Annotated in this window: 14 protein-coding genes; 8 read left to right on the top strand and 6 right to left on the bottom strand. The window is 61.0% G+C overall.

Features of this window, described 5'->3' with window-relative positions; translation table 11 throughout:
• Window position 1 precedes the first annotated feature (1 nt).
• Together AD659_RS03500 and AD659_RS03495 are read left to right on the top strand one after the other, a co-directional pair.
• Window positions 2-970, top strand: coding sequence for an ABC transporter ATP-binding protein (locus AD659_RS03500; protein WP_053118412.1), 969 nt, complete (start codon window positions 2-4; stop codon window positions 968-970).
• Entirely contained in the window at window positions 970-1,950 is a 981-nt protein-coding gene (locus AD659_RS03495) for a peptide ABC transporter ATP-binding protein (RefSeq protein ID WP_053118410.1), read from the top strand. Before AD659_RS03500 ends, AD659_RS03495 begins: the two co-directional genes overlap by 1 nt.
• 231 nt (window positions 1,951-2,181) lie before the next feature.
• Here the strand turns inward: AD659_RS03495 and AD659_RS03490 are convergent, their stop codons facing one another.
• A complete protein-coding gene (locus tag AD659_RS03490) occupies window positions 2,182-2,433 on the bottom strand; it encodes a hypothetical protein (RefSeq protein ID WP_053118408.1) in 252 nt (83 codons plus the stop codon).
• Between the two features lie 283 nt (window positions 2,434-2,716).
• A complete protein-coding gene (locus AD659_RS03485) occupies window positions 2,717-4,300 on the bottom strand; it encodes a peptide chain release factor 3 (protein ID WP_053118406.1) in 1,584 nt (527 codons plus the stop codon).
• Between the two features lie 448 nt (window positions 4,301-4,748).
• On the opposite strand from AD659_RS03485, the gene AD659_RS03480 reads away from it, so the two are divergent.
• The 5 genes from AD659_RS03480 to AD659_RS03460 all read left to right on the top strand — a co-directional run bounded on the left by AD659_RS03480 (window position 4,749) and on the right by AD659_RS03460 (window position 9,850).
• Entirely contained in the window at window positions 4,749-5,438 is a 690-nt protein-coding gene (locus tag AD659_RS03480) for an ABC transporter permease (protein ID WP_173667207.1), read from the top strand.
• Window positions 5,439-5,462: 24 nt separating this feature from the next.
• A complete protein-coding gene (locus AD659_RS03475; protein ID WP_053118402.1) occupies window positions 5,463-6,365 on the top strand; it encodes a glycine betaine ABC transporter substrate-binding protein in 903 nt (300 codons plus the stop codon).
• A gap of 15 nt (window positions 6,366-6,380) precedes the next feature.
• Window positions 6,381-7,034, top strand: a complete 654-nt coding sequence (locus AD659_RS03470) for an ABC transporter permease (RefSeq protein WP_030139812.1) — start codon at window positions 6,381-6,383, stop codon at window positions 7,032-7,034.
• A complete protein-coding gene (locus tag AD659_RS03465) occupies window positions 7,031-8,188 on the top strand; it encodes an osmoprotectant ABC transporter ATP-binding protein OsmV (protein WP_053118400.1) in 1,158 nt (385 codons plus the stop codon). Before AD659_RS03470 ends, AD659_RS03465 begins: the two co-directional genes overlap by 4 nt.
• 498 nt (window positions 8,189-8,686) lie before the next feature.
• Window positions 8,687-9,850 carry a type III PLP-dependent enzyme gene (locus AD659_RS03460; RefSeq protein WP_053118399.1) on the top strand — a complete coding sequence of 388 codons (1,164 nt, stop codon included), beginning with the start codon at window positions 8,687-8,689 and terminating at the stop codon, window positions 9,848-9,850.
• A 48-nt stretch (window positions 9,851-9,898) separates the two neighbouring features.
• Here the strand turns inward: AD659_RS03460 and AD659_RS03455 are convergent, their stop codons facing one another.
• Entirely contained in the window at window positions 9,899-10,807 is a 909-nt protein-coding gene (locus AD659_RS03455) for a hypothetical protein (protein WP_053118397.1), read from the bottom strand.
• 111 nt (window positions 10,808-10,918) lie between these two features.
• On the bottom strand, window positions 10,919-13,180 hold the full coding sequence (locus AD659_RS03450; RefSeq protein ID WP_053118394.1) for an alpha-xenorhabdolysin family binary toxin subunit A: 2,262 nt from the start codon (window positions 13,178-13,180) through the stop codon (window positions 10,919-10,921).
• Between the two features lie 575 nt (window positions 13,181-13,755).
• Here AD659_RS03450 and AD659_RS03445 point away from each other — a divergent pair.
• On the top strand, window positions 13,756-16,281 hold the full coding sequence (locus AD659_RS03445; protein ID WP_175582346.1) for a PepSY domain-containing protein: 2,526 nt from the start codon (window positions 13,756-13,758) through the stop codon (window positions 16,279-16,281).
• A gap of 145 nt (window positions 16,282-16,426) precedes the next feature.
• Here the strand turns inward: AD659_RS03445 and AD659_RS03440 are convergent, their stop codons facing one another.
• Together AD659_RS03440 and AD659_RS03435 are read right to left on the bottom strand one after the other, a co-directional pair.
• Window positions 16,427-17,968 (bottom strand): alkaline phosphatase D family protein, encoded by a 1,542-nt coding sequence (locus tag AD659_RS03440; RefSeq protein ID WP_053118389.1) that lies wholly within the window; start codon window positions 17,966-17,968, stop codon window positions 16,427-16,429.
• 195 nt (window positions 17,969-18,163) lie between these two features.
• Entirely contained in the window at window positions 18,164-19,909 is a 1,746-nt protein-coding gene (locus AD659_RS03435; RefSeq protein ID WP_053118387.1) for a PTS fructose-like transporter subunit IIB, read from the bottom strand.
• Between the last annotated feature and the right edge of the window lie 9 nt (window positions 19,910-19,918).

Genomic DNA, 19,918 nt, shown 5'->3' with positions numbered 1-19,918 from the left:
CATGTCACTGCTAGAAATCAAGAATCTCAACGTCCGCTTCGGCGACGCCACCGCCGTGCCGGTGGTCGACGGCCTCGACTTGAGCGTGGAAAAAGGCGAAGTCCTGGCGATCGTCGGCGAATCGGGCTCGGGTAAATCCGTGACCATGATGGCGCTGATGGGCCTGATCGAGCACCCCGGCATCGTCACCGCCGATGCGCTGAACTTCGACGGCAAGAACATGCTCAAGCTGAGCAACCGCCAGCGCCGGCAGATCGTCGGCAAGGATCTGGCGATGGTGTTCCAGGACCCGATGACCGCGCTCAACCCCAGCTACACCGTGGGCTTCCAGATCGAAGAAGTGCTGCGCCTGCACCTGAAGATGTCCGGCAAGGCCGCGCGCAAGCGCGCCATCGAACTGCTGGAAAAAGTCGAGATCCCCGGCGCCGCCAGCCGCATGGACGCCTACCCGCATCAACTGTCCGGCGGCATGAGCCAACGTGTGGCGATTGCCATGGCGATTGCCGGCGAGCCGAAGCTGCTGATCGCCGACGAACCGACCACTGCCCTGGACGTGACCATCCAGGCGCAGATCATGGACCTGCTGCTGGCCCTGCAAAAAGAGCAGGACATGGGCCTGGTGCTGATCACCCACGACCTCGCCGTGGTGGCCGAAACCGCCCAGCGCGTCTGCGTGATGTACGCCGGCCAGGCCGTGGAAGTGGGCCAGGTGCCGGAGCTGTTCGACATTCCGGCCCACCCGTACAGCGAAGCACTGCTGGCGGCGATTCCGGAGCACAGCATGGGCGCCGAGCGCCTGGCGACCTTGCCCGGCATCGTCCCCGGTCGCTATGACCGTCCGCAAGGCTGCCTGCTCTCGCCGCGCTGCCCGTACGTGCAGGACAACTGCCGTCAACAACGCCCGGCCCTCGATCCGAAATCCAACAGCCTCGCCCGCTGCTTCTACCCGTTGAACCAGGAGGTGGCGTGATGGCCGTCGTACTTACCGCCCGTGACTTGACCCGTCATTACGAAGTGTCCCGTGGCATGTTCAAGGGCCATGCGACCGTGCGCGCCCTCAACGGTGTGTCGTTCGAACTGGAAGCCGGCAAGACCCTGGCCGTGGTGGGTGAATCCGGTTGCGGCAAATCCACCCTCGCCCGGGCCCTGACGCTGATCGAAGAGCCGTCCGCCGGCTCCTTGAAAATCGCCGGGCAGGAAGTGGCCGGCGCCAACAAGGCCGAACGCAAGCAGCTGCGCAAAGATGTGCAGATGGTCTTCCAGAGCCCGTACGCGTCCCTCAATCCACGGCAGAAAATCGGCGATCAACTGGCCGAGCCGTTGCTCATCAACACCAACCTGTCGGCCACCGAGCGGCGCGAGAAAGTCCAGGCGATGATGAAGCAGGTGGGCCTGCGCCCCGAGCATTACCAGCGCTACCCGCACATGTTCTCCGGCGGCCAGCGCCAGCGCATCGCCCTGGCCCGCGCCATGATGCTGCAACCCAAGGTGCTGGTGGCGGACGAACCGACCTCGGCGCTGGACGTGTCGATCCAGGCCCAGGTGCTGAACCTGTTCATGGACCTGCAGCAGGAATTCAACACCGCCTACGTGTTCATTTCCCACAACCTGGCGGTGGTGCAACACGTCGCCGATGAAGTGATGGTGATGTACCTCGGCCGCCCGGTGGAAATGGGCCCCAACGAGAACATCTACAGCCACCCGTTGCACCCGTACACCCAGGCGCTGCTGTCGGCCACCCCGACCATCCACCCAGACCCGAACAAGCCGAAGATCAAGATCGTCGGCGAACTGCCCAACCCGCTCAACCCACCGTCCGGCTGCGCTTTCCATAAGCGTTGCCCGTATGCGACCGAGCGTTGCAAGACTGAAGAACCGGCGTTGCGGCCGCTCGATAACCGGTTGGTGGCGTGTCACTACGCCGAGCGGTTTCTCGACGGCGCGGCGTAAGGCTAAAAGGCAGAAGCACTTAAGGCAGAAAAGCACTTGTGGCGAGGGAGCTTGCTCCCGCTGGGCAGCGCAGCGGCCCCTCTTCTTGGGCCTGCTGCGCAGGCCAGCGGGAGCAAGCTCCCTCGCCACAGGAGTCAGTCTTTGCCTTGGGTCATGCACCCGACATTAAAAACCCCTCCAGCCCCGACTGAGTATCAGTGGGGGCTGGAGGGGTTTTCTTCAGGCCAGAACCTACGTCTGGCTATCGCCCTCTTCATCCTCATCACCGTCCGGCGGATCGACCGGCGAACCATCGTCATCCTCGCCATCGTCCGGATCGCCTGCATCCGCGTCGGTCGCGGCAAGCATCAACTCACCTTGAACCACCGAGCCACTCGACGCGTGCTTCTCATGCTCATCGCACTCGGCCCACGCCGCCGTGGAACCGAGGGACAGCATCACCAACACCTTCAGCAAAAACATCATGCGTAGCAGCTTATTCATAACCCATTCCTTCTGTTCCGGATAAAGCCGGGGCCCGACGGCGCTCAAGAAAATCTAGTTCTGAACAGGCCGGTTCACCAGATAGGACGCCACCGAACCATCAGAAATGCCCCCGCCTGACAGATCGGTTTCGAATAAGCGTTATCTCCAATCCGACTAACACCCCAAAACCCAGTGTGGGAGCGAGCTTGCTCGCGAAGAGGCTGGCACATCCAACATCGATGCAAGCTGACCCACTGCCATCGCGAGCAAGCTCGCTCCCACAGTGGGTCACGCTTGATGCTTAGTGATGCTCCCGCGTCGCGCGGAATTTCACGTCCGGCCAGCGCTCTTCCATCAGCGCCAGGTTGACCCGGGTCGGGGCCAGGTAGGTCAGGTGACCGCCGCCATCCAGTGCGAGGTTTTCCACAGCCTTGTTGGAAAATTCCTCGAGCTTTTTCTTGTCGCCGCATTCGACCCAACGGGCGGAGTACACGGTGATCGGCTCGTAGGAGCACTCGACCTTGTATTCCTCTTTCAAGCGGCTGGCGACGACGTCGAACTGCAGCACACCGACGGCGCCGAGGATGATGTCGTTGCTGCGCTCCGGGAAGAACACCTGGGTGGCACCCTCTTCGGCCAGTTGTTGCAGGCCTTGGCGCAGTTGCTTGGACTTGAGCGGGTCCTTCAGGCGTACGCGGCGGAACAGTTCCGGGGCGAAGTGCGGGATGCCGGTGAAGCCCAGGGCTTCGCCTTCGGTGAAGGTGTCGCCGATCTGGATGGTGCCGTGGTTGTGCAGGCCGATGATGTCACCGGCGAAGGCTTCTTCCAGCTGCTCGCGTTCCGAGGAGAAGAAGGTCAAGGCGTCGCCGATGCGCACGTCCTTGCCGGTGCGCACGTGGCGCATCTTCATGCCTTTTTCGTATTTGCCGGAGCAGATGCGCATGAAGGCGATGCGGTCGCGGTGCTTGGGGTCCATGTTCGCCTGGATCTTGAACACGAAGCCGGCGAACTTCTCTTCCACCGGCTCCACGGTGCGCTCGTTGGCGACCCGTGCCAGAGGGCGCGGGGCCCAGTCGACCACGGCGTCGAGCACATGGTCCACGCCGAAGTTGCCCAGGGCGGTACCGAAGAACACCGGGGTCAGTTGGCCGTCGAGGAATTCTTGCTGGTTGAACTCATGGCAGGCGCCCTGCACCAGTTCCAGTTGCTCGACGAAACGGTCGTATTCGTCGCCCAGGTGGGCGCGGGCTTCGTCGGAATCGAGCTTCTCGATGATTTTGACTTCGGTGCGCTCGTGCCCGTGACCGGCGGTGTAGACGATGATGTAGTCGTCGGCCAGGTGGTACACGCCCTTGAAGTCGCGGTAGCAACCGATCGGCCAGGTGATCGGCGCCGCCTTGATCTTCAGGACCGCTTCGATCTCGTCGAGCAGTTCGATCGGGTCGCGGATGTCGCGGTCGAGTTTGTTGATGAAGCTGACAATCGGCGTGTCCCGCAGACGGCAGACGTCCATCAGCGCGATGGTCCGCGGCTCGACGCCCTTACCGCCGTCGAGGACCATCAGTGCCGAGTCCACCGCGGTCAGGGTGCGGTAGGTGTCTTCGGAGAAGTCTTCGTGGCCCGGGGTGTCGAGCAGGTTGATCATGTGATCGCGATACGGGAACTGCATGACCGACGTGGTAATGGAGATACCCCGTTGTTTTTCCATTTCCATCCAGTCGGAGGTGGCATGGCGGTCGGACTTGCGAGATTTCACCGTGCCGGCGACCGCAATCGCCTTGCCCATCAGCAAGAGCTTCTCGGTGATGGTGGTCTTACCGGCATCGGGGTGGGAAATAATGGCGAAAGTGCGGCGTTTCGCGACTTCGGCGGCCTGTTTGGTCATGGGAAATCGCCTGGCAGGTGATTCAAAAAAGGGCGGCGAGTATAGCCCAAAACGCCCCTCATGGACCACCGTACATAGGCGTTGGTGCACGGTAGGAGCTGGCGAAGCCTGCGATCTTTTGATCTTCGGCGTCCCTGAAAATGCCAAAGGATCGCAGGCTTCGCCAGCTCCTACAGAGGTTCGACGGTGCCTTGTGAGGGAACCTTTCAAGCCGCACAGACGTCCACTTCCCTGTTACGGCCATTCGTCAGGGTCTTGAAAATCAGCAAGTTAGCCTGACGAGGCTGCGCTCATGGCTCACTTCGACGGCCGTTCAAACGGCATCGAAAAGAGCTGCTTCTCGCGAACGTTTTCCTGGCGACCAGTGATGGTCCGCCGCCCGGGACAGCGTGCGCCGACTGAAAGAAAAAGGAGTCCGCCTGTGGCTATCCACTATGGCAAAGGGCTTATGGGGGGTGCGGTCGTCGTCGCCCTTCTTGCCCTGTTGGTCCACTGGATCGGCATCGATACGATCCAACATTACCGCGACGACCTGCTGTTCTACCTGCAAGCGCACCTGATGCTTGTATTGGCCTCCATGCTGGCGGCCCTGATTGTCGGCATCCCCTCCGGCATCGCCCTCAGCCGCCCCGGCATGGTCGGGCGTGCCGAACGCTTCATGCAAGTGTTCAACATCGGCAACACCGTTCCGCCCCTGGCCGTGCTGGCTATCGCCCTGGGCATCCTGGGCATCGGCAGCGGGCCCGCCATCTTCGCCCTGTTCCTCGCCTCGCTGTTGCCCATCGTGCGCAACACCTATGAAGGCCTGAAGAATGTCCAGGGCGCCCTCAAGGAAGCCGCCGTCGGCATCGGCATGACCCCGCGCCAGGTGCTGTGGAAAGTCGAGTTGCCGAACGCCGTGCCGATCATCGTCGGTGGCGTGCGCGTGGCCCTGGCAATCAACGTCGGCACCGCGCCCCTGGCGTTCCTGATCGGCGCCAATAGCCTCGGCAGCCTGATTTTCCCCGGTATCGCCTTGAACAACCAGCCGCAACTGCTGCTCGGCGCGGCCTGCACCGCCCTGCTGGCATTGCTGCTCGACGGCCTGGTGACGCTGGCCAGCCGCCTCTGGCTGGAACGCGGTCTGCGACCGTCCTGAGCCTGGCTGGATAAAGGAATCGTTATGAAGAAGTTGAGTTTGATCCTGGGCTGCCTGCTGCTGTTCGCCGGGTTTGCCCAAGCTGCAGAAAAACCGCTGATCCGCCTCGGCGCCCGGGTATTCACCGAGCAGACCTTGCTGGCGGAGATCACCGCGCAATACCTGCGCGACAAAGGCTACGACGCGCAAGTCACTGGCGGACTGGGCAGCAACCTGGCCCGTAGCGCCCATGAAACCGGGCAATTGGATTTACTTTGGGAATACACCGGCGTGTCATTGGTGGCCTACAACCATGTCACCGAGAAACTCGACAGCGCCCAGTCCTACGCCCGAGTGAAAGAACTCGACGCGAAAAAAGGCCTGGTCTGGCTCGCCCCATCGAAATTCAGCAACACCTACGCCTTGGCGCTGCCGGAGAAGGTTGCGAAGAAGTACCCGCAGATCAATTCCATCAGCCAGTTGAACACCGTGTTGCAGGCCGAGGCCGACGAGAACCATCTGGTGGCCCTGGACACCGAGTTCGCCAACCGCTCCGATGGGCTGAAGGGCATGGTCGAGCAGTACGGCATGAACCTGACCCGCAAGAACATCCGCCAGATGGACGCGGGACTGGTCTACACCGCCCTGCGCAACAGCCAGGTATTCGCCGGCTTGGTGTACACCACTGACGGGCGCCTGAATGCGTTCAAATTGAAGCTGCTGGAAGACGACAAGCATTACTTCCCCGACTACACCGCCGCGCCGGTGGTGCGCCAGGCGTTCCTCGACGCGCACCCGCAACTGGCCGCGCAGCTCAAGCCCCTGGCCGAGCTGTTCGACGACGAAACCATGCGCCAGCTCAACGCCCGCGTGGACGTCGACCACGAAAGCCCTTCCGCCGTTGCCGCCGATTTCCTGCGCCAGCATTCGCTGCTCTCAACCCAATGACCTGGAGGAAAAGCCATGGATTTTCTTGACGCCTTTTCCCATCTGGATTGGCCGCTGGTGCTGCACCTGACCTGGCAGCACATCACCCTGGTGGGCATCGCCGTGACCTTGGCAATCGTCATCGGTGTGCCGCTGGGCATTTTCATGACCCGCTTCCCGGCGCTCGCCGGCCCGTTGCAAGCCAGTGCCACGGTGCTGTTGACGATTCCATCGATTGCCCTGTTCGGCTTGCTGTTGCCGTTCTATTCCAAGTTCGGCCAGGGCCTGGGGCCGATGCCGGCGATCACCGCAGTGTTTCTCTATTCACTGTTGCCGATCATGCGCAACACCTACCTGGCCCTGACCGGCGTCGAACCGGGCATCCGTGAAGCCGCCCGCGGCATCGGCATGACCTTCGGCCAGCGCCTGCGCATGGTCGAACTGCCCATCGCCGTGCCGGTGATCCTCGCCGGCGTACGCACCGCCGTGGTCATGAACATCGGCGTCATGACCATTGCCGCCACCATCGGCGCCGGCGGCCTGGGCGTGCTCATCCTCGCTTCCATCAGCCGCAGCGACATGTCGATGCTGATCGTCGGCGCCGTGCTGGTCAGCCTCCTGGCCATCTTCGCCGACCTGCTTCTGCAATGGCTGCAACGCTCGCTGACCCCAAAAGGACTCCTCAAATGATCGAACTTCAAAATCTCAGCAAAACCTTCAAGAGCAACGGCAAGGACGTCAAAGCCGTGGACTCGGTGAACCTGACCGTCAACGAAGGCGAGATCTGCGTGTTCCTCGGGCCATCGGGCTGTGGCAAAAGCACCACGCTGAAAATGATCAACCGCCTGATCCCACCCACTTCGGGCAAGGTATTGATCAATGGCGAAGACACCACCGGCCTCGATGAAGTGACCCTGCGCCGCAACATCGGCTACGTGATCCAGCAGATCGGCTTGTTTCCGAACATGACCATCGAGGAAAACATCACCGTCGTCCCGCGTCTGCTGGGCTGGGACAAGCAGAAGTGTCACGACCGCGCCCGCGAATTGATGAGCATGATCAAGCTCGAGCCCAAGCAATACCTGCACCGCTACCCCCGCGAACTGTCCGGCGGCCAGCAGCAACGGATCGGCGTGATTCGTGCCCTGGCGGCCGATGCGCCGCTGTTGCTGATGGACGAACCGTTCGGCGCGGTCGACCCGATCAACCGCGAGATGATCCAGAACGAGTTCTTCGAGATGCAACGGGCGCTGAACAAGACCGTGATCATGGTCAGCCACGACATCGATGAAGCCATCAAGCTGGGGGACAAGATCGCGATCTTCCGCGCCGGCAAGCTGGTCCAGTGCGATCACCCGGACACGTTGCTGGCGCATCCGGCCGACGAGTTCGTCAGCAACTTCGTTGGCCAGGACAGCACGCTCAAGCGGCTGTTGCTGGTCAAGGCCGAAGACGCCGCCGACAACGCCCCGTCGGTCAGCCCCGAGACGCCGGTGGGCGAGGCGTTGGAGCTGATGGACGAACATGACCGTCGCTACGTGGTGGTCACCTGTGCCGAGAACAAGGCCCTGGGCTACGTACGCCGCCGCGACCTGCACCGCCAGACCGGCACCTGCGGACAATACCTGCGGGAATTCAACGCCACCGCCGCCTACGACGAACACCTGCGGATCCTGCTGTCGCGCATGTACGAGTTCAACCGTTCGTGGCTGCCGGTGATGGACGCCGAGCGGGTGTTCCTTGGCGAAGTGACCCAGGAATCGATTGCCGAGTACCTGAGTTCGGGGCGCTCGCGCGGGGGCAAGACCAGCATTGTCTCGCCGGCCGAGACAGCGTCCGTCTGATCGAGCACCGCAGCCTTTGTTGCTGGCTTTTGTGGCGAGGGAGCTTGCTCCCGCTTGAGTGCGAAGCGCTCATCGCTTTTTTAGGGCGGCTTCGCCACCCAGCGGGAGCAAGCTCCCTCGCCACAAAGGCAAAAGCCATATTGAGCAAGGTCAAAAACCGATCAAAGGGAACATCAATCTGTCACGCAGGTCGGTTACATCATGAGCTGTCGCGGGCCGCACGACGGATGTGTGCAAAAACGCGACATTTTTAGTTGATCTCAGGCCCCTCACGCCCTAAAGTTCGCGCCGAACGTCCATGCTGGAAACGATCCATCCGGCTCAAGTACTGACGACGAGACAGCAAGGCCAAGGGTATTACGCATCCCATGGCCTTTTTGCTTTCGGCGACATGCCTTGGGAAGTAGGCGAACCAAAGTGGGGATACGGAGGACGTTCACGAGGGCTGCTTGCCCTCACACCCATTGATCCTGATGTTTGCCAGTAGGAGTCCCAAGTATGTCGATCCAGGTCGAAGATTATTTCGCGCGCGAAACTTTCCAGAAAATGAAAGCGTTCGCCGACAAGCAGGAAACCCCGTTCGTGGTGATCGACACCGCGATGATCTCCCAGGCCTATGACGACCTGCGCGCCGGTTTCGAATTCGCCAAGGTCTACTACGCCGTCAAGGCCAACCCGGCGGTGGAAATCATCGACCTGCTCAAGGGGAAAGGCTCGAACTTCGACATCGCCTCGATCTATGAGCTGGACAAGGTCATGAGCCGTGGCGTCGGCCCGGATCAGATCAGCTATGGCAACACCATCAAGAAATCCCGCGACATTCGCTACTTCTACGAGAAGGGTGTGCGCCTGTACGCCACCGACTCCGAAGCCGACCTGCGCAACATCGCCAAGGCCGCGCCGGGTTCGAAGGTCTATGTGCGGATCCTCACCGAAGGCTCGACCACCGCTGACTGGCCGCTGTCGCGCAAGTTCGGCTGCCAGACCGACATGGCCATGGACCTGCTGATCCTGGCCCGCGACCTGGGCCTGGTGCCGTACGGCATTTCGTTCCACGTCGGCTCGCAACAGCGCGACATCAGCGTCTGGGACGCGGCCATCGCCAAGGTCAAGGTGATCTTCGAGCGCCTGAAAGAAGAAGACGGCATCGTCTTGAAGCTGATCAACATGGGTGGCGGCTTCCCGGCCAACTACATCACCCGCACCAACAGCCTGGAAACCTACGCCGAGGAAATCATCCGTTTCCTCAAGGAAGACTTCGGCGACGACCTGCCGGAAATCATCCTGGAGCCGGGCCGTTCGTTGATCGCCAACGCCGGTATCCTGGTCAGCGAAGTGGTGCTGGTGGCGCGCAAGTCCCGTACCGCCGTCGAGCGTTGGGTGTACACGGACGTGGGCAAATTCTCCGGCCTGATCGAAACCATGGACGAAGCCATCAAGTTCCCGATCTGGACCGAGAAGAAAGGCGAGATGGAAGAAGTGGTCATCGCCGGCCCGACCTGCGACAGCGCCGACATCATGTATGAGAACTACAAATACGGGTTGCCACTGAACCTGGCCATTGGCGATCGCCTGTACTGGCTGTCGACCGGTGCCTATACCACCAGCTATAGCGCGGTGGAATTCAATGGCTTCCCGCCACTGAAGTCGTTCTACGTTTAACCGCTAGCCGCTTGAGCTTGTGAGCCCGTGACCCTGTCACGGGCTTTTTTATGGACGGTATTTGGGCGAAAGACGCTCCAAGGCGCTCACCATGACGTCCAGTTCCTGCAACGGATAAGCGACTTGCGCCATCGAGCTTTTCGCTCGTCGCAGGCTGCGCTGCGGATCGTTGGATTGAAGCTCAACCTTAACGCAGCTCAGGAAATGGTTCAGGCGATGACAAAAATCGGCAAGATTGTTACCGGCTGAAATGGCCCGCACATAGATCTCACCCAGAATTTTCAAATGCTCCCTGGCTTTTTCCCGTCGTTGCTCTTGGGAATAATAACCGCCCGTGTCGTGCGGCATATTCGGCAAGCCTATCCGCCCGACGCTGTAGTAAGCCTCGATCTTTGAGACCGGCGCATCACAGATACATACCCTCAATGCCAATGAGTCGATGAAGCGCACGAAGATACTGTGGATCGTCTGGGAAACCTCAGCAATCAATGTCTTGAAATGCGCCACGACCTTCGCGCATTGATCCAGGCGCAAGCAGAGATTGTTGATCAGATACAAGATGTCGGGCGGACGGTTGGTGCCCTGTTGCCCCGCGTTGATGGGGGTGAAGCGCAGGGGGTCGATATTTTGCATCGGCACGCGACCCGCGGCACCGGCAGTGTGCTGAGCCACCTGTGCAAATTCTTGCGCGAACGTATCGGTCGCGGCGACCAGATGACGCCCCATCGTCGCCAGTGAAGGGACAACCATGAGAATCGCTCGCCAACGACTTTCATTGGCAACGGCTGCCCGAGTCAGTGCCTGCGCATCAGGCGGGGTCATCATTATATGGCCCGAACGTTGGAAGGCATCCGAAAAACGCTTGATCTCTTCCAAGGCGACGGGCAGGTCGCTCAAAAAACTGATGTACTCTTTCAACGAAGAAACATTCTTCTCGTCCAACAAGAAATCAAACATGATCCGTTACTCAAACTAAAAGACTGTCGGTAGAGGCCGCGAGGCGGCAGATCTCCGACAGTCGGTTGTCAATGTTTCAAAGCCCAGACAGTTCTAATTGCGTGTCGAGGCTCAACGTGCAGTCAAAGGCAATGCCAGCGGAGCCAAGAAGGCGCTGAACCGTTGTGCATAATTGATGAATTCGCGATTGCGCTGCGCGTCATCAGCTTGCTTGCTCGCATCGATCTGCGAGGCGAACGCTTGGAAAGCCTTCACTGCCCGTTGGTATTCATCCACGTAGCGTTGGCGCTGATCGTCAAGGGTGTGAATGTTCTGGAGAAATTCGACCTTCCCCTTGAGCGCGGCCAGCTCTCGGGTTTTCGTCTCGATATCTCGTGCCAGCACCTCGATTGTCTCTACCAGTTTGTCCCGCTCGCGCACCATGTCGAGAAACCGGAGGCCATCGCCGACGTGTCCGAGGGTCTTTTTAAGTTGCTCGATGGCGAACATGACCAATTGCACCTGAGGGGGTGCGACACCGAGCTTCATGACCTCTTCCAGCGTCAGGAGCAAATCGTTGCCAATCGCCTCGACCCCGCCCTTCTTCAGCGCCTCGATGGCTTCGTTGATGACACTGCGTTCGTTCTGGCGCTCGGTACGTTCATCATTCATTCGATCGAGGGTTGCCTGGACAGCTTGTTGGTCCTTGCCAAGGTCGTCTATGAAACCCAACGTCAAGCGCCGATCGAAACGGTCGTCGATGGCTGACAATTGACCGGTGAGTTGCTGGACGGGCCGAATCACCAGAGAAGTGATCCTGAGCAACTCCTGCGCGCGGTCAGCCTCGATTTCTTCTATCTCCTGTTGATCCGACGCATCCGCCAGTTCTTTTTCCAGACGCTCCAGGCGCCGCATGCTGCCGTCGAGCCCCACCTTCATGTTCAGGGCAGACGTACTCAGAACGCCGCTGCTCTCACTCACATTGGCCACCAGATCACGGAACCGATCATGCAGTTGCGGCAGGTAGTTCCATGTGATGAAGAGCGCCTTGGATCTGACCGCTGCGTCTCTCATCAATGAGTGGCTGTCAGCCAGGGTCTGGCGGTCCACGGCCGGATAACCGATGGGCAGTGCACGATAAGAGGCGAGTCGAGGCTGGACGCGATAATTGCGCTCGTACTCCGCGTCGGCCTCCTTGAATACCGCAATCAACGCATCGGCATCCTGCTCGATCTGACTCCACGGGTAGACCACTTCCCGGAATTTCGACATGAAGCGCCCCAGGCTCAAAGCGTCAGTAATCTGGGCAACCGTATCCTGGGACTCCTTCACGTATAGGTGCATGACGTTCCAGACATGCATCAGGTTCTGCGTGGCGATATCCGCATCGACAGCGACCAGTTCCAGTCCTTGCAGGTCGTGCTTGACGCGCGTCAAGGAGCCCAGTGTCTGGTTCTTGCCCTTCAGCGTTTCAATCGCCTCTTCCTGTTCCCTGTAGAGGCGATTTCTTTCTGCCCGGATGTTCTCGGCCTCTACGCCCAGGTAAATAGCCAGCGCCAGGCCGACCAGGTTCATTCCTGCAGCAGCCCCGATGGACTTTTCCACAGCACTCTTGTAGTCGGCGTTTTTCTCGTTGATCTGCTGGGAGCGCTCATCGATTTGCTGCTTGAGCAGCTCAATGTCGGCTGGCAGCGAATTGCCGCCAATTAAACTGATGCGTAACTTGATGTCAGGAAGAATATACTCGCGCAAATCATAACCAAACGAAGCCAACTGTTCCTTGATCGCGGTGACGCCGTCCAAGTTATCCTTGATCCGTTTGAAAATCTGATCCAGATAATATCCAAAATCACTGATGGTGTCGGGTTCCAGCTCGATACCCGGGAATTTAACGCCCAGTTCCAGTTCCAGACGTTTTAACTCCTCCAACGTCCTGATGTTATGTTTATCGATCAAACCGGAAGGTCGGACATCGGCATAGACTTCTTCCATGTCTCGACCGTAACGGCGCATGCTTGCAGCAAATAATTTCAATTGACTACCGGTCAGCATGATTGCTTCGCGCAACGGCGACCAACGCTGGGCATGACGGCGAGTGGCGCTGAAGGTCCTTAGAAAATCCTCATGTTTGAGCCCCGCGCCTGCATCGGCGCCAAAGTTCAGGTAATCCTTCACATCCGCCAGGGTGAAGGGCAGCGCCAGGGCAGCGGCTTCGTATTTGCGCAGGTCAATGATCTGTTTTTTCGTCAGCAATAACCCTTTGCCACGGGACTCGCCTTCCTGCTCTGGCGTGGAGGCATTGGCGAGGGTCTTGGGCGCAAGTTGTGCAAACCGCGCAAGGTCATCGGGAGAGGCACCTTTAAGTGCCTCACCCCACAAGTTGTTAGCATTCATAATTAATCCTTTAATTAAATTACCGTCCTGATTACTTGCTCCATGACTGCACGTCAAAAACAAGTGCAGTGACACGGACACTAAGCCATCGAGACAAATCGAGTCAAAGGGGGAAATCTATATAAATATGAGCGAACAATACTAACCTGGCGGTGACCATCGGCAGTCACTGGGTAAACACTAAAGCAATCGCTTTATCCATAAACCGGCCAGCGGGCTTTCCAACTGTTCAATACGTGTCCGATACGCGTCAATCAACGGTGACACATCCGCCAGGTTAACGTGCCAGCGTGTCTGGACAGCCATGCGAAGAACGCCGAGATGTGCGGCGGTCGTGCCTGACGCAACCAGAATAATTCTATTCAGTATCGCCTTGAGGCTGCGCGTCACATGGGGACGCGGAGCCTCCCGGGCGGCATTCCCACGTGGAGCGTGGGAACGATCAACATCGAAGGCCTAAAAGCCCCGCTCATGCAAATGATCGGGGCTTTTAGGTGTGTTTATGAATGCTTCTCGATAACACACGGCATAATGCACGCCGTGACAAACAGTATTGAATGAACAAGGCGGGCGACGTGTTGAAGAAAACCCTGTTCCAGTTGCACTGGTTTTTCGGCATCAGTGCCGGGCTGGTCCTGGCGTTGATGGGCATTACCGGGGCCGTGGTGTCGTTCCAGGATGAAATCCTGCGGGCTCTGAACCCGCAGGTATTGACGGTCGAGAAACAACCGGCGGGCGTCCTGCCGCCCGCCGAACTGGTGGAGCAGATCGAAGCGGCCTCCGGCAAGACCGTCGCCATGCTTTGGGTCGAAACCGACAGCGGCAACGCGGCGCGGGCGATTTTCACTGCCCCGCCCGGAGAGAAACGCGGGCCGATGCGCTACTTCAACCCCTACAACGCGCAGTTCCTGGGCGATGTGGTGGGCCAGGATTTCTTTGGCCTGATGCTCAGGCTGCACCGCGTCCTGACCTTGGACGACGTAGGCCGGCAGATCACGGGCGCTTGCACGCTGATCCTGGTGTTCTTCTGCCTGTCCGGGCTCTACCTGCGCTGGCCGCGCCAATGGAAAAGCTGGCGCGCCTGGCTGACCCTCGACTGGCGGAAAAAAGGCCGTAGCTTCAACTGGGACCTGCACTCGGTGGCGGGCACCTGGTGCCTCATGTTCTATCTGCTGGCGGCATTGACCGGGCTAACCTGGTCCTACGAGTGGTACAACAAAGGCGTGACCCGCCTGCTCTCCGACTCGCCCAAGGACGAGCGCGTGCGCAACCGCGGTCCGGCACCGAGCGGTCCGGCGCCGATCGCCGATTACCGGGCCATGTGGAGCAGCATCTACAGCGCCGCCGGTCCTGGCCTGTCTGCCTATAATGTGCGCATGCCACCGGTGGCCGGGCAACCGGCGACCGTGTTCTACCTGCTCAAGGACGCCCCCCATGACCGCGCCCTGAACCAACTCATGCTCGACCCGGCCACCGGTGTCGTCAGCCGTCACAGTCGCTACGGCGACAAAAGCCTCAAGGCGCAATTGCTTACCAGCATTTATGCCCTGCATGTCGGCAGCTATTTCGGCCTGATCGGGCGGATCCTGGTGACCGTCGCCGCGCTGGCCATGCCGCTGTTTTTCATCACCGGCTGGCTGCTGTACCTGGACCGTCGCCGCAAGCAGCGTCAAGTCCGCCAGGCTCGCCAAGCGCTCGCCGCCCACCCTGGCGATGCCCCGGCGTGGCTGATCGGCTTCGCCAGCCAGAGCGGTTTCGCCGAGCAATTGGCCTGGCAGACCGCCGGCCAGCTCCAGGCCGCCGGGCTACCGGTAAAGGTGCAGCCGTTGGCCGGCGTCAGCGAAAAAGACCTGAACAACGCAACCCGCGCCCTGTTTGTCGTCAGCACCTTTGGCGACGGCGAAGGGCCGGACAGTGCCCGCGGTTTCGAGCGCAAGGTGCTGGGCCAGGCCTTGAGCCTGGAGCGCCTGCAATACTCGGTACTGGGCCTGGGCGACCGGCAGTACGAAAACTTCTGCGGTTTCGCCCGTCGACTGCATGCCTGGCTGGCGGAGCACGGCGGCAAGACGCTGTTCGCTCCGGTGGAAGTCGACAGCGGCGACCCTTACGCCTTGCGGCACTGGCAACAGCAACTGGCCGAACTGACCGGCCAGGCCCCGGTGGATACATGGCAAGCGCCGAGCTTCGAAAACTGGACGCTCAGCCAACGCACCCTGCTCAACCCCGACAGCAGCGGTTCGGGCGTGTACCTGCTGGGCCTCACCGCCCCCGGCCCGAGCAGTTGGCTGGCCGGCGACCTGGTGGAAATCCTGCCGCGCAATGACCCGTGGGCCATCGAACATTTCCTCGATGGCCTGGGCATCGCCGGTATCGCTCGGGTGCAGGTCGATGGCTTGCACCAGACGCTCGAACAAGCCCTCGCCACGCGCCAATTACCGGAAAACCGCGCCCATCTGGTCGGTCTGCATGCCCAGGCACTGGTGGATGCGTTGGCACCGCTGGCGATGCGCGAATATTCCATCGCCTCGATCCCGGCCGACGGCGTACTGGAATTGATCGTGCGCCAGGAGCGTCACGCCGACGGCAACCTGGGCATCGGTTCCGGTTGGCTGACCGAACATGCACCGCTGGGCAGCGCCATCAGCTTGCGCGTGCGGCGCAACAGCAGCTTCCATTTGCCGGCCCAGGGTGTGCCGATGATTCTGCTGGGCAACGGCACCGGCCTGGCGGGCCTGCGCAGCCTGCTCAAGGCGCGCGTCACCGAGGGCATGCAGCGCAACTGGCTGCTGTTTGGCGAACGCCACCGCGAACACGATTTCCACTGCCGCGATGAGCTGCAGGAATGGGTGACCTCCGGTGACCTGGAACGCTTGGACCTGGCGTTTTCCCGGGACCAGAAGCAGAAAGTCTACGTCCAGGACCGCTTGCTGGAATCGGCCGCGCTGCTCAAGCAATGGCTGGCCGATGGCGCGGTGATCTATGTCTGCGGCAGCTTGCAGGGCATGGCCTCCGGGGTGGATCACGTACTCAACAACGTGCTGGGACGCGAGGAAGTGGAACGGCTGATCGAGCAGGGGCGGTATCGGCGGGATGTCTACTGACAGACACTTAACTTGAATTCACATGGAGTTCCCTGTGGGAGCGAGCTTGCTCGCGATAGCGGATCGTCAGCCAAGGCTTCATTGACTGACACATCGCTATCGCGAGCAAGCTCGCTCCCACATGGGCTTGGGGTGAGCTTCAAATTCAAACCGGCTGCAACTTCTTCTCGAACACCGCCACGCCTTCCAGATCCCGCAACACCACGCTCATCTCCCCGCTCTGCCCGTCGATGTTCACCTCGCCAAAGAACTGATACCCGGCGAACGGCGAGGTGTTCTGGGCCGGTGGCGCCTTCTGGAACACCACTTCCGGGCCGAAGGTCTTGTCCAGGGCGTTGGGCCCGAAGCTACCGGCGTTCAATGGCCCGGCGACGAACTCCCAGAACGGTTCGAAATCCTGGAATGCGGCTTGCTCGGGGTGATAGTGATGGGCGGCGCAATAGTGGACATCGGCGGTGAGCCAGACGTAATTGCGCACCTGATGCTTGCGCAGGTAACCCAGCAGCTCGGCGATTTCCACTTCACGCCCCTGGGCCGCGCCCGGGTCACCGTTGGCGACCGCCTCCCAGCGCGGCACGCCGGGGCTGACCTCGCCATCCGGCACACCGAGGCCGATGGGCATGTCGGCGGCGATGACTTTCCACTGGGCACGGGACTGCTTCAATTCGCGCTTGAGCCAATTCAACTGCTCACGCCCCAGGAACGGCTTGGCCGCGCCAAGGTTGGCGTCGTTGGCTTCGCGGTAGCTGCGCATGTCCAGCACGAACACATCCAGCAGTGGCCCGTAACCGAGCTTGCGGTAGATGCGTCCACCGCCGTCGGCCTTCTGCCGGCGCATCGGTGCGTATTCCAGCCAGGCCTGGCGCGCACGCCCCACGAGGCTGTGGATATCCTTGGTCTGGTAGCGATCGTCCAGTTGCTTGCCCGGCGACCAGTTATTGACCACCTCATGGTCGTCCCACTGCCAGATCTGCGGCACTTCGGCGTTGAAGCGGCGGACGTTTTCGTCCATCAGGTTGTAGCGATAGTTGCCGCGATACTCATCCAGGGTCTCGGCAACCTTGCTCTTGGCTTCGGTGGTGAGGTTGCGCCAAATGCGCCCACCCTCGGCGGTGATTTGCGCCGGCACCGGGCCATCGGCGTAGATGGTGTCACCGCTGTGGATAAAGAAATCCGGCAGGCGCAGGCGCATGGCTTCGTAGATACGCATGCCGCCAATGTCCGGGTTGATGCCGAAGCCCTGGCCGACAGTGTCGCCGCTCCAGACAAACCGGATGTTGCGCTTGAACTGCGGCACGCTGCGCAAGTGGCCCAACCAAGGTTCGCTGGCGACGCCGCTCTGGGCGTCTTCGAAATGCACACGGTAGAAAATCGCTTGGTCGCGGGGCAGCCCGGTGAGTTCGACCCGGGCGGTGAAATCGCTGCGGGCATCGGCCATGGGCGAGACAACGCGGCGGGGATTGCCGAACTTGCTGCGGGTGTCCCACTCCACCACCATCCGCGCCGGACGGTCGCTGCGGCTCCAGATCATTGCCCGGTCGCCCTGCAGGTCGCCGGACTGCACACCGTCGGTGAGCACCGGCCGATCCTTGACCGAAGCCATCACCGCCGGCGCCAGCCCCGGCAACAACAACCCCGCCCCCACGGCTTGCATCACACGACGACGGCCCAGGTCGAATTCGCTCATGGTGTTCTCCCTTGAAATGGGAAAACTTAAGCATGGGAGTGTGAAGTGGGTGTGACAGGAACTCATGAACACCGCAGAACGAAATGTGGGAGCGAGCCTGCTCGCGATAACGGTGTATCAGTCGACAAATAGGCTGTCTGACACTCCGCTATCGCGAGCAGGCTCGCTCCCACAGTAGGCAAAGCAGTGATGATCTCAGGCTTTTGCCGGCTCCAACGCCATCTCCACCACCTCCGGCCGCTTGAGCAGCGCATACGCCACCGCCGTCAGCAAACTCCCCGCCACGATCGCCAGCAGGTACAGCAGCGCATGGTTGATGGCGTTGGGGATCAGCATCACGAACAGACCGCCGTGGGGGGCCATGAGCTTGCAGCCGAAGTACATCGACAGCGCACCGGTCAGCGCGCCGCCGGCGATGCTCGCCGGGATCACCCGCAGCGGATCCTTGGCCGCGAACGGGATCGCGCCTTCGGAGATGAAGCACAGCCCCAGCACCAGCGCCGCTTTGCCGGCCTCGCGTTCGGTCTGGGCAAATTTGCGCCGGGCGATGAACGTGGCGATGCCCAGGCCAATGGGCGGCACCATGCCGGCCGCCATGGCCGCGGCCATCGGTGCATAACTTTGCGACGCCAGCAGCCCCACCGAAAACGCATAGGCGGCCTTGTTGATCGGCCCGCCGAGGTCGACGCACATCATCGCCCCCAGCAACACGCCCAGCAGGATCGCATTGGTGGTGCCCATGCTGTCGAGGAAGTGGGTCAGGGCTTCAAGCATGCCCGCCACCGGTTTGCCGACGATGTAGATCATCACCAGCCCGGTGAACAGGCTCGCCAGCAGCGGAATGATCAGGATCGGTTTGAGCGCTTCCAGGCTCTGGGGCAAGCGCGCGTAGCGGTTGATCGCCTTGGCCGCGTAACCGGCCAGGAACCCGGCGATGATCCCGCCGATGAAGCCGGCGCCGAGGGTGCTCGCCAGCATCCCGCCGATCATGCCCGGCGCCAGGCCCGGACGGTCGGCGATGGAATAGGCGATGTAGCCGGCCAGCAGCGGCACCATCAATTTGAACGCGGTTTCGCCGCCGATCTGCATCAGCGCGGCCGCCAGGGTGCCAGGTTCCTTGAAGGCCTCGATGCCAAATACGAACGACAAAGCGATCATCAAACCACCGGCCACCACCATCGGCAGCATGAACGATACGCCCGTCAGCAGATGCTTATAGGCACCGCTTTTTTCTGCTTTCGCCGCAGCACCGGAAGCCCCGTTCGCCGCGCTTTCCTGGCGCCCTTCGGCCAAGGCTTTTTTCAGCGTGGCTTCGGCCTGTTTCAAGGCAACGCCGGTGCCACAACGATAAATTTTCTTGCCGGCAAAACGTTCGGTGGCGACTTCGATATCCGTCGCCAGCAGTACCACATCGGCCTCGGCGATTGCCTCGGGGTCCAACGGATTGCGCGCGCCCACCGAGCCCTGGGTTTCGATCTTCAAGTCGTAACCCAAGCGCACAGCTGCCTGCTGCAAGGCTTCGGCGGCCATGAAGGTGTGGGCGACGCCGGTCGGGCAAGCCGTGATCGCCACCAGGCGTGGAGCGCGCTCGGTCGAAGTCGCCGGCTCTGGCGCGAACACGTCGGCATCGTTCAGAACCTCAGCTTCTTCGGCGCCGCGACGCAGCACCGCATCAACGTCCTGGAGGGCCAGGGCCGGCGTGCTGCGAAACACCCGCTTGCCAACGAACCGCGACAGGTCCACCGGGCCGCTGGCGACCAGCAATACCCATTCGGCCGCTTCGAGGGTCGCCGCCGACAACTGGCGTTCCGGATGGGCCGCGTCATGGACTTCGACACTGGTGCTCCAACCCTGGCGCTGCGCCGCCGCGTCCAGCAGGCGGGCGCACAACACACTGGTCACCATGCCGTTCGGGCAGGCCGTCACAATGGCTAATTTCATCTTGCGAAC

Origin of the sequence: Pseudomonas thivervalensis, from assembly GCF_001269655.1 — a bacterium.
GTDB lineage: Bacteria > Pseudomonadota > Gammaproteobacteria > Pseudomonadales > Pseudomonadaceae > Aquipseudomonas > Aquipseudomonas thivervalensis.
Note: the sequence above shows the minus strand (reverse complement) of the source record. Positions and strands in the feature narration are given on the sequence as shown.

Excerpts from the sequence above, each read along its gene's own strand:
- AD659_RS03500 (WP_053118412.1), top strand. The coding sequence starts at position 2 with ATGTCACTGCTAGAAATCAAGAATCTCAACGTCCGCTTCGGCGACGCC.
- AD659_RS03495 (WP_053118410.1), top strand. The coding sequence starts at position 970 with ATGGCCGTCGTACTTACCGCCCGTGACTTGACCCGTCATTACGAAGTG.
- AD659_RS03490 (WP_053118408.1), bottom strand. The coding sequence starts at position 2,433 with ATGAATAAGCTGCTACGCATGATGTTTTTGCTGAAGGTGTTGGTGATG.
- AD659_RS03485 (WP_053118406.1), bottom strand. The coding sequence starts at position 4,300 with ATGACCAAACAGGCCGCCGAAGTCGCGAAACGCCGCACTTTCGCCATT.
- AD659_RS03480 (WP_173667207.1), top strand. The coding sequence starts at position 4,749 with ATGGGGGGTGCGGTCGTCGTCGCCCTTCTTGCCCTGTTGGTCCACTGG.
- AD659_RS03475 (WP_053118402.1), top strand. The coding sequence starts at position 5,463 with ATGAAGAAGTTGAGTTTGATCCTGGGCTGCCTGCTGCTGTTCGCCGGG.
- AD659_RS03470 (WP_030139812.1), top strand. The coding sequence starts at position 6,381 with ATGGATTTTCTTGACGCCTTTTCCCATCTGGATTGGCCGCTGGTGCTG.
- AD659_RS03465 (WP_053118400.1), top strand. The coding sequence starts at position 7,031 with ATGATCGAACTTCAAAATCTCAGCAAAACCTTCAAGAGCAACGGCAAG.
- AD659_RS03460 (WP_053118399.1), top strand. The coding sequence starts at position 8,687 with ATGTCGATCCAGGTCGAAGATTATTTCGCGCGCGAAACTTTCCAGAAA.
- AD659_RS03455 (WP_053118397.1), bottom strand. The coding sequence starts at position 10,807 with ATGTTTGATTTCTTGTTGGACGAGAAGAATGTTTCTTCGTTGAAAGAG.
- AD659_RS03450 (WP_053118394.1), bottom strand. The coding sequence starts at position 13,180 with ATGAATGCTAACAACTTGTGGGGTGAGGCACTTAAAGGTGCCTCTCCC.
- AD659_RS03440 (WP_053118389.1), bottom strand. The coding sequence starts at position 17,968 with ATGAGCGAATTCGACCTGGGCCGTCGTCGTGTGATGCAAGCCGTGGGG.
- AD659_RS03435 (WP_053118387.1), bottom strand. The coding sequence starts at position 19,909 with ATGAAATTAGCCATTGTGACGGCCTGCCCGAACGGCATGGTGACCAGT.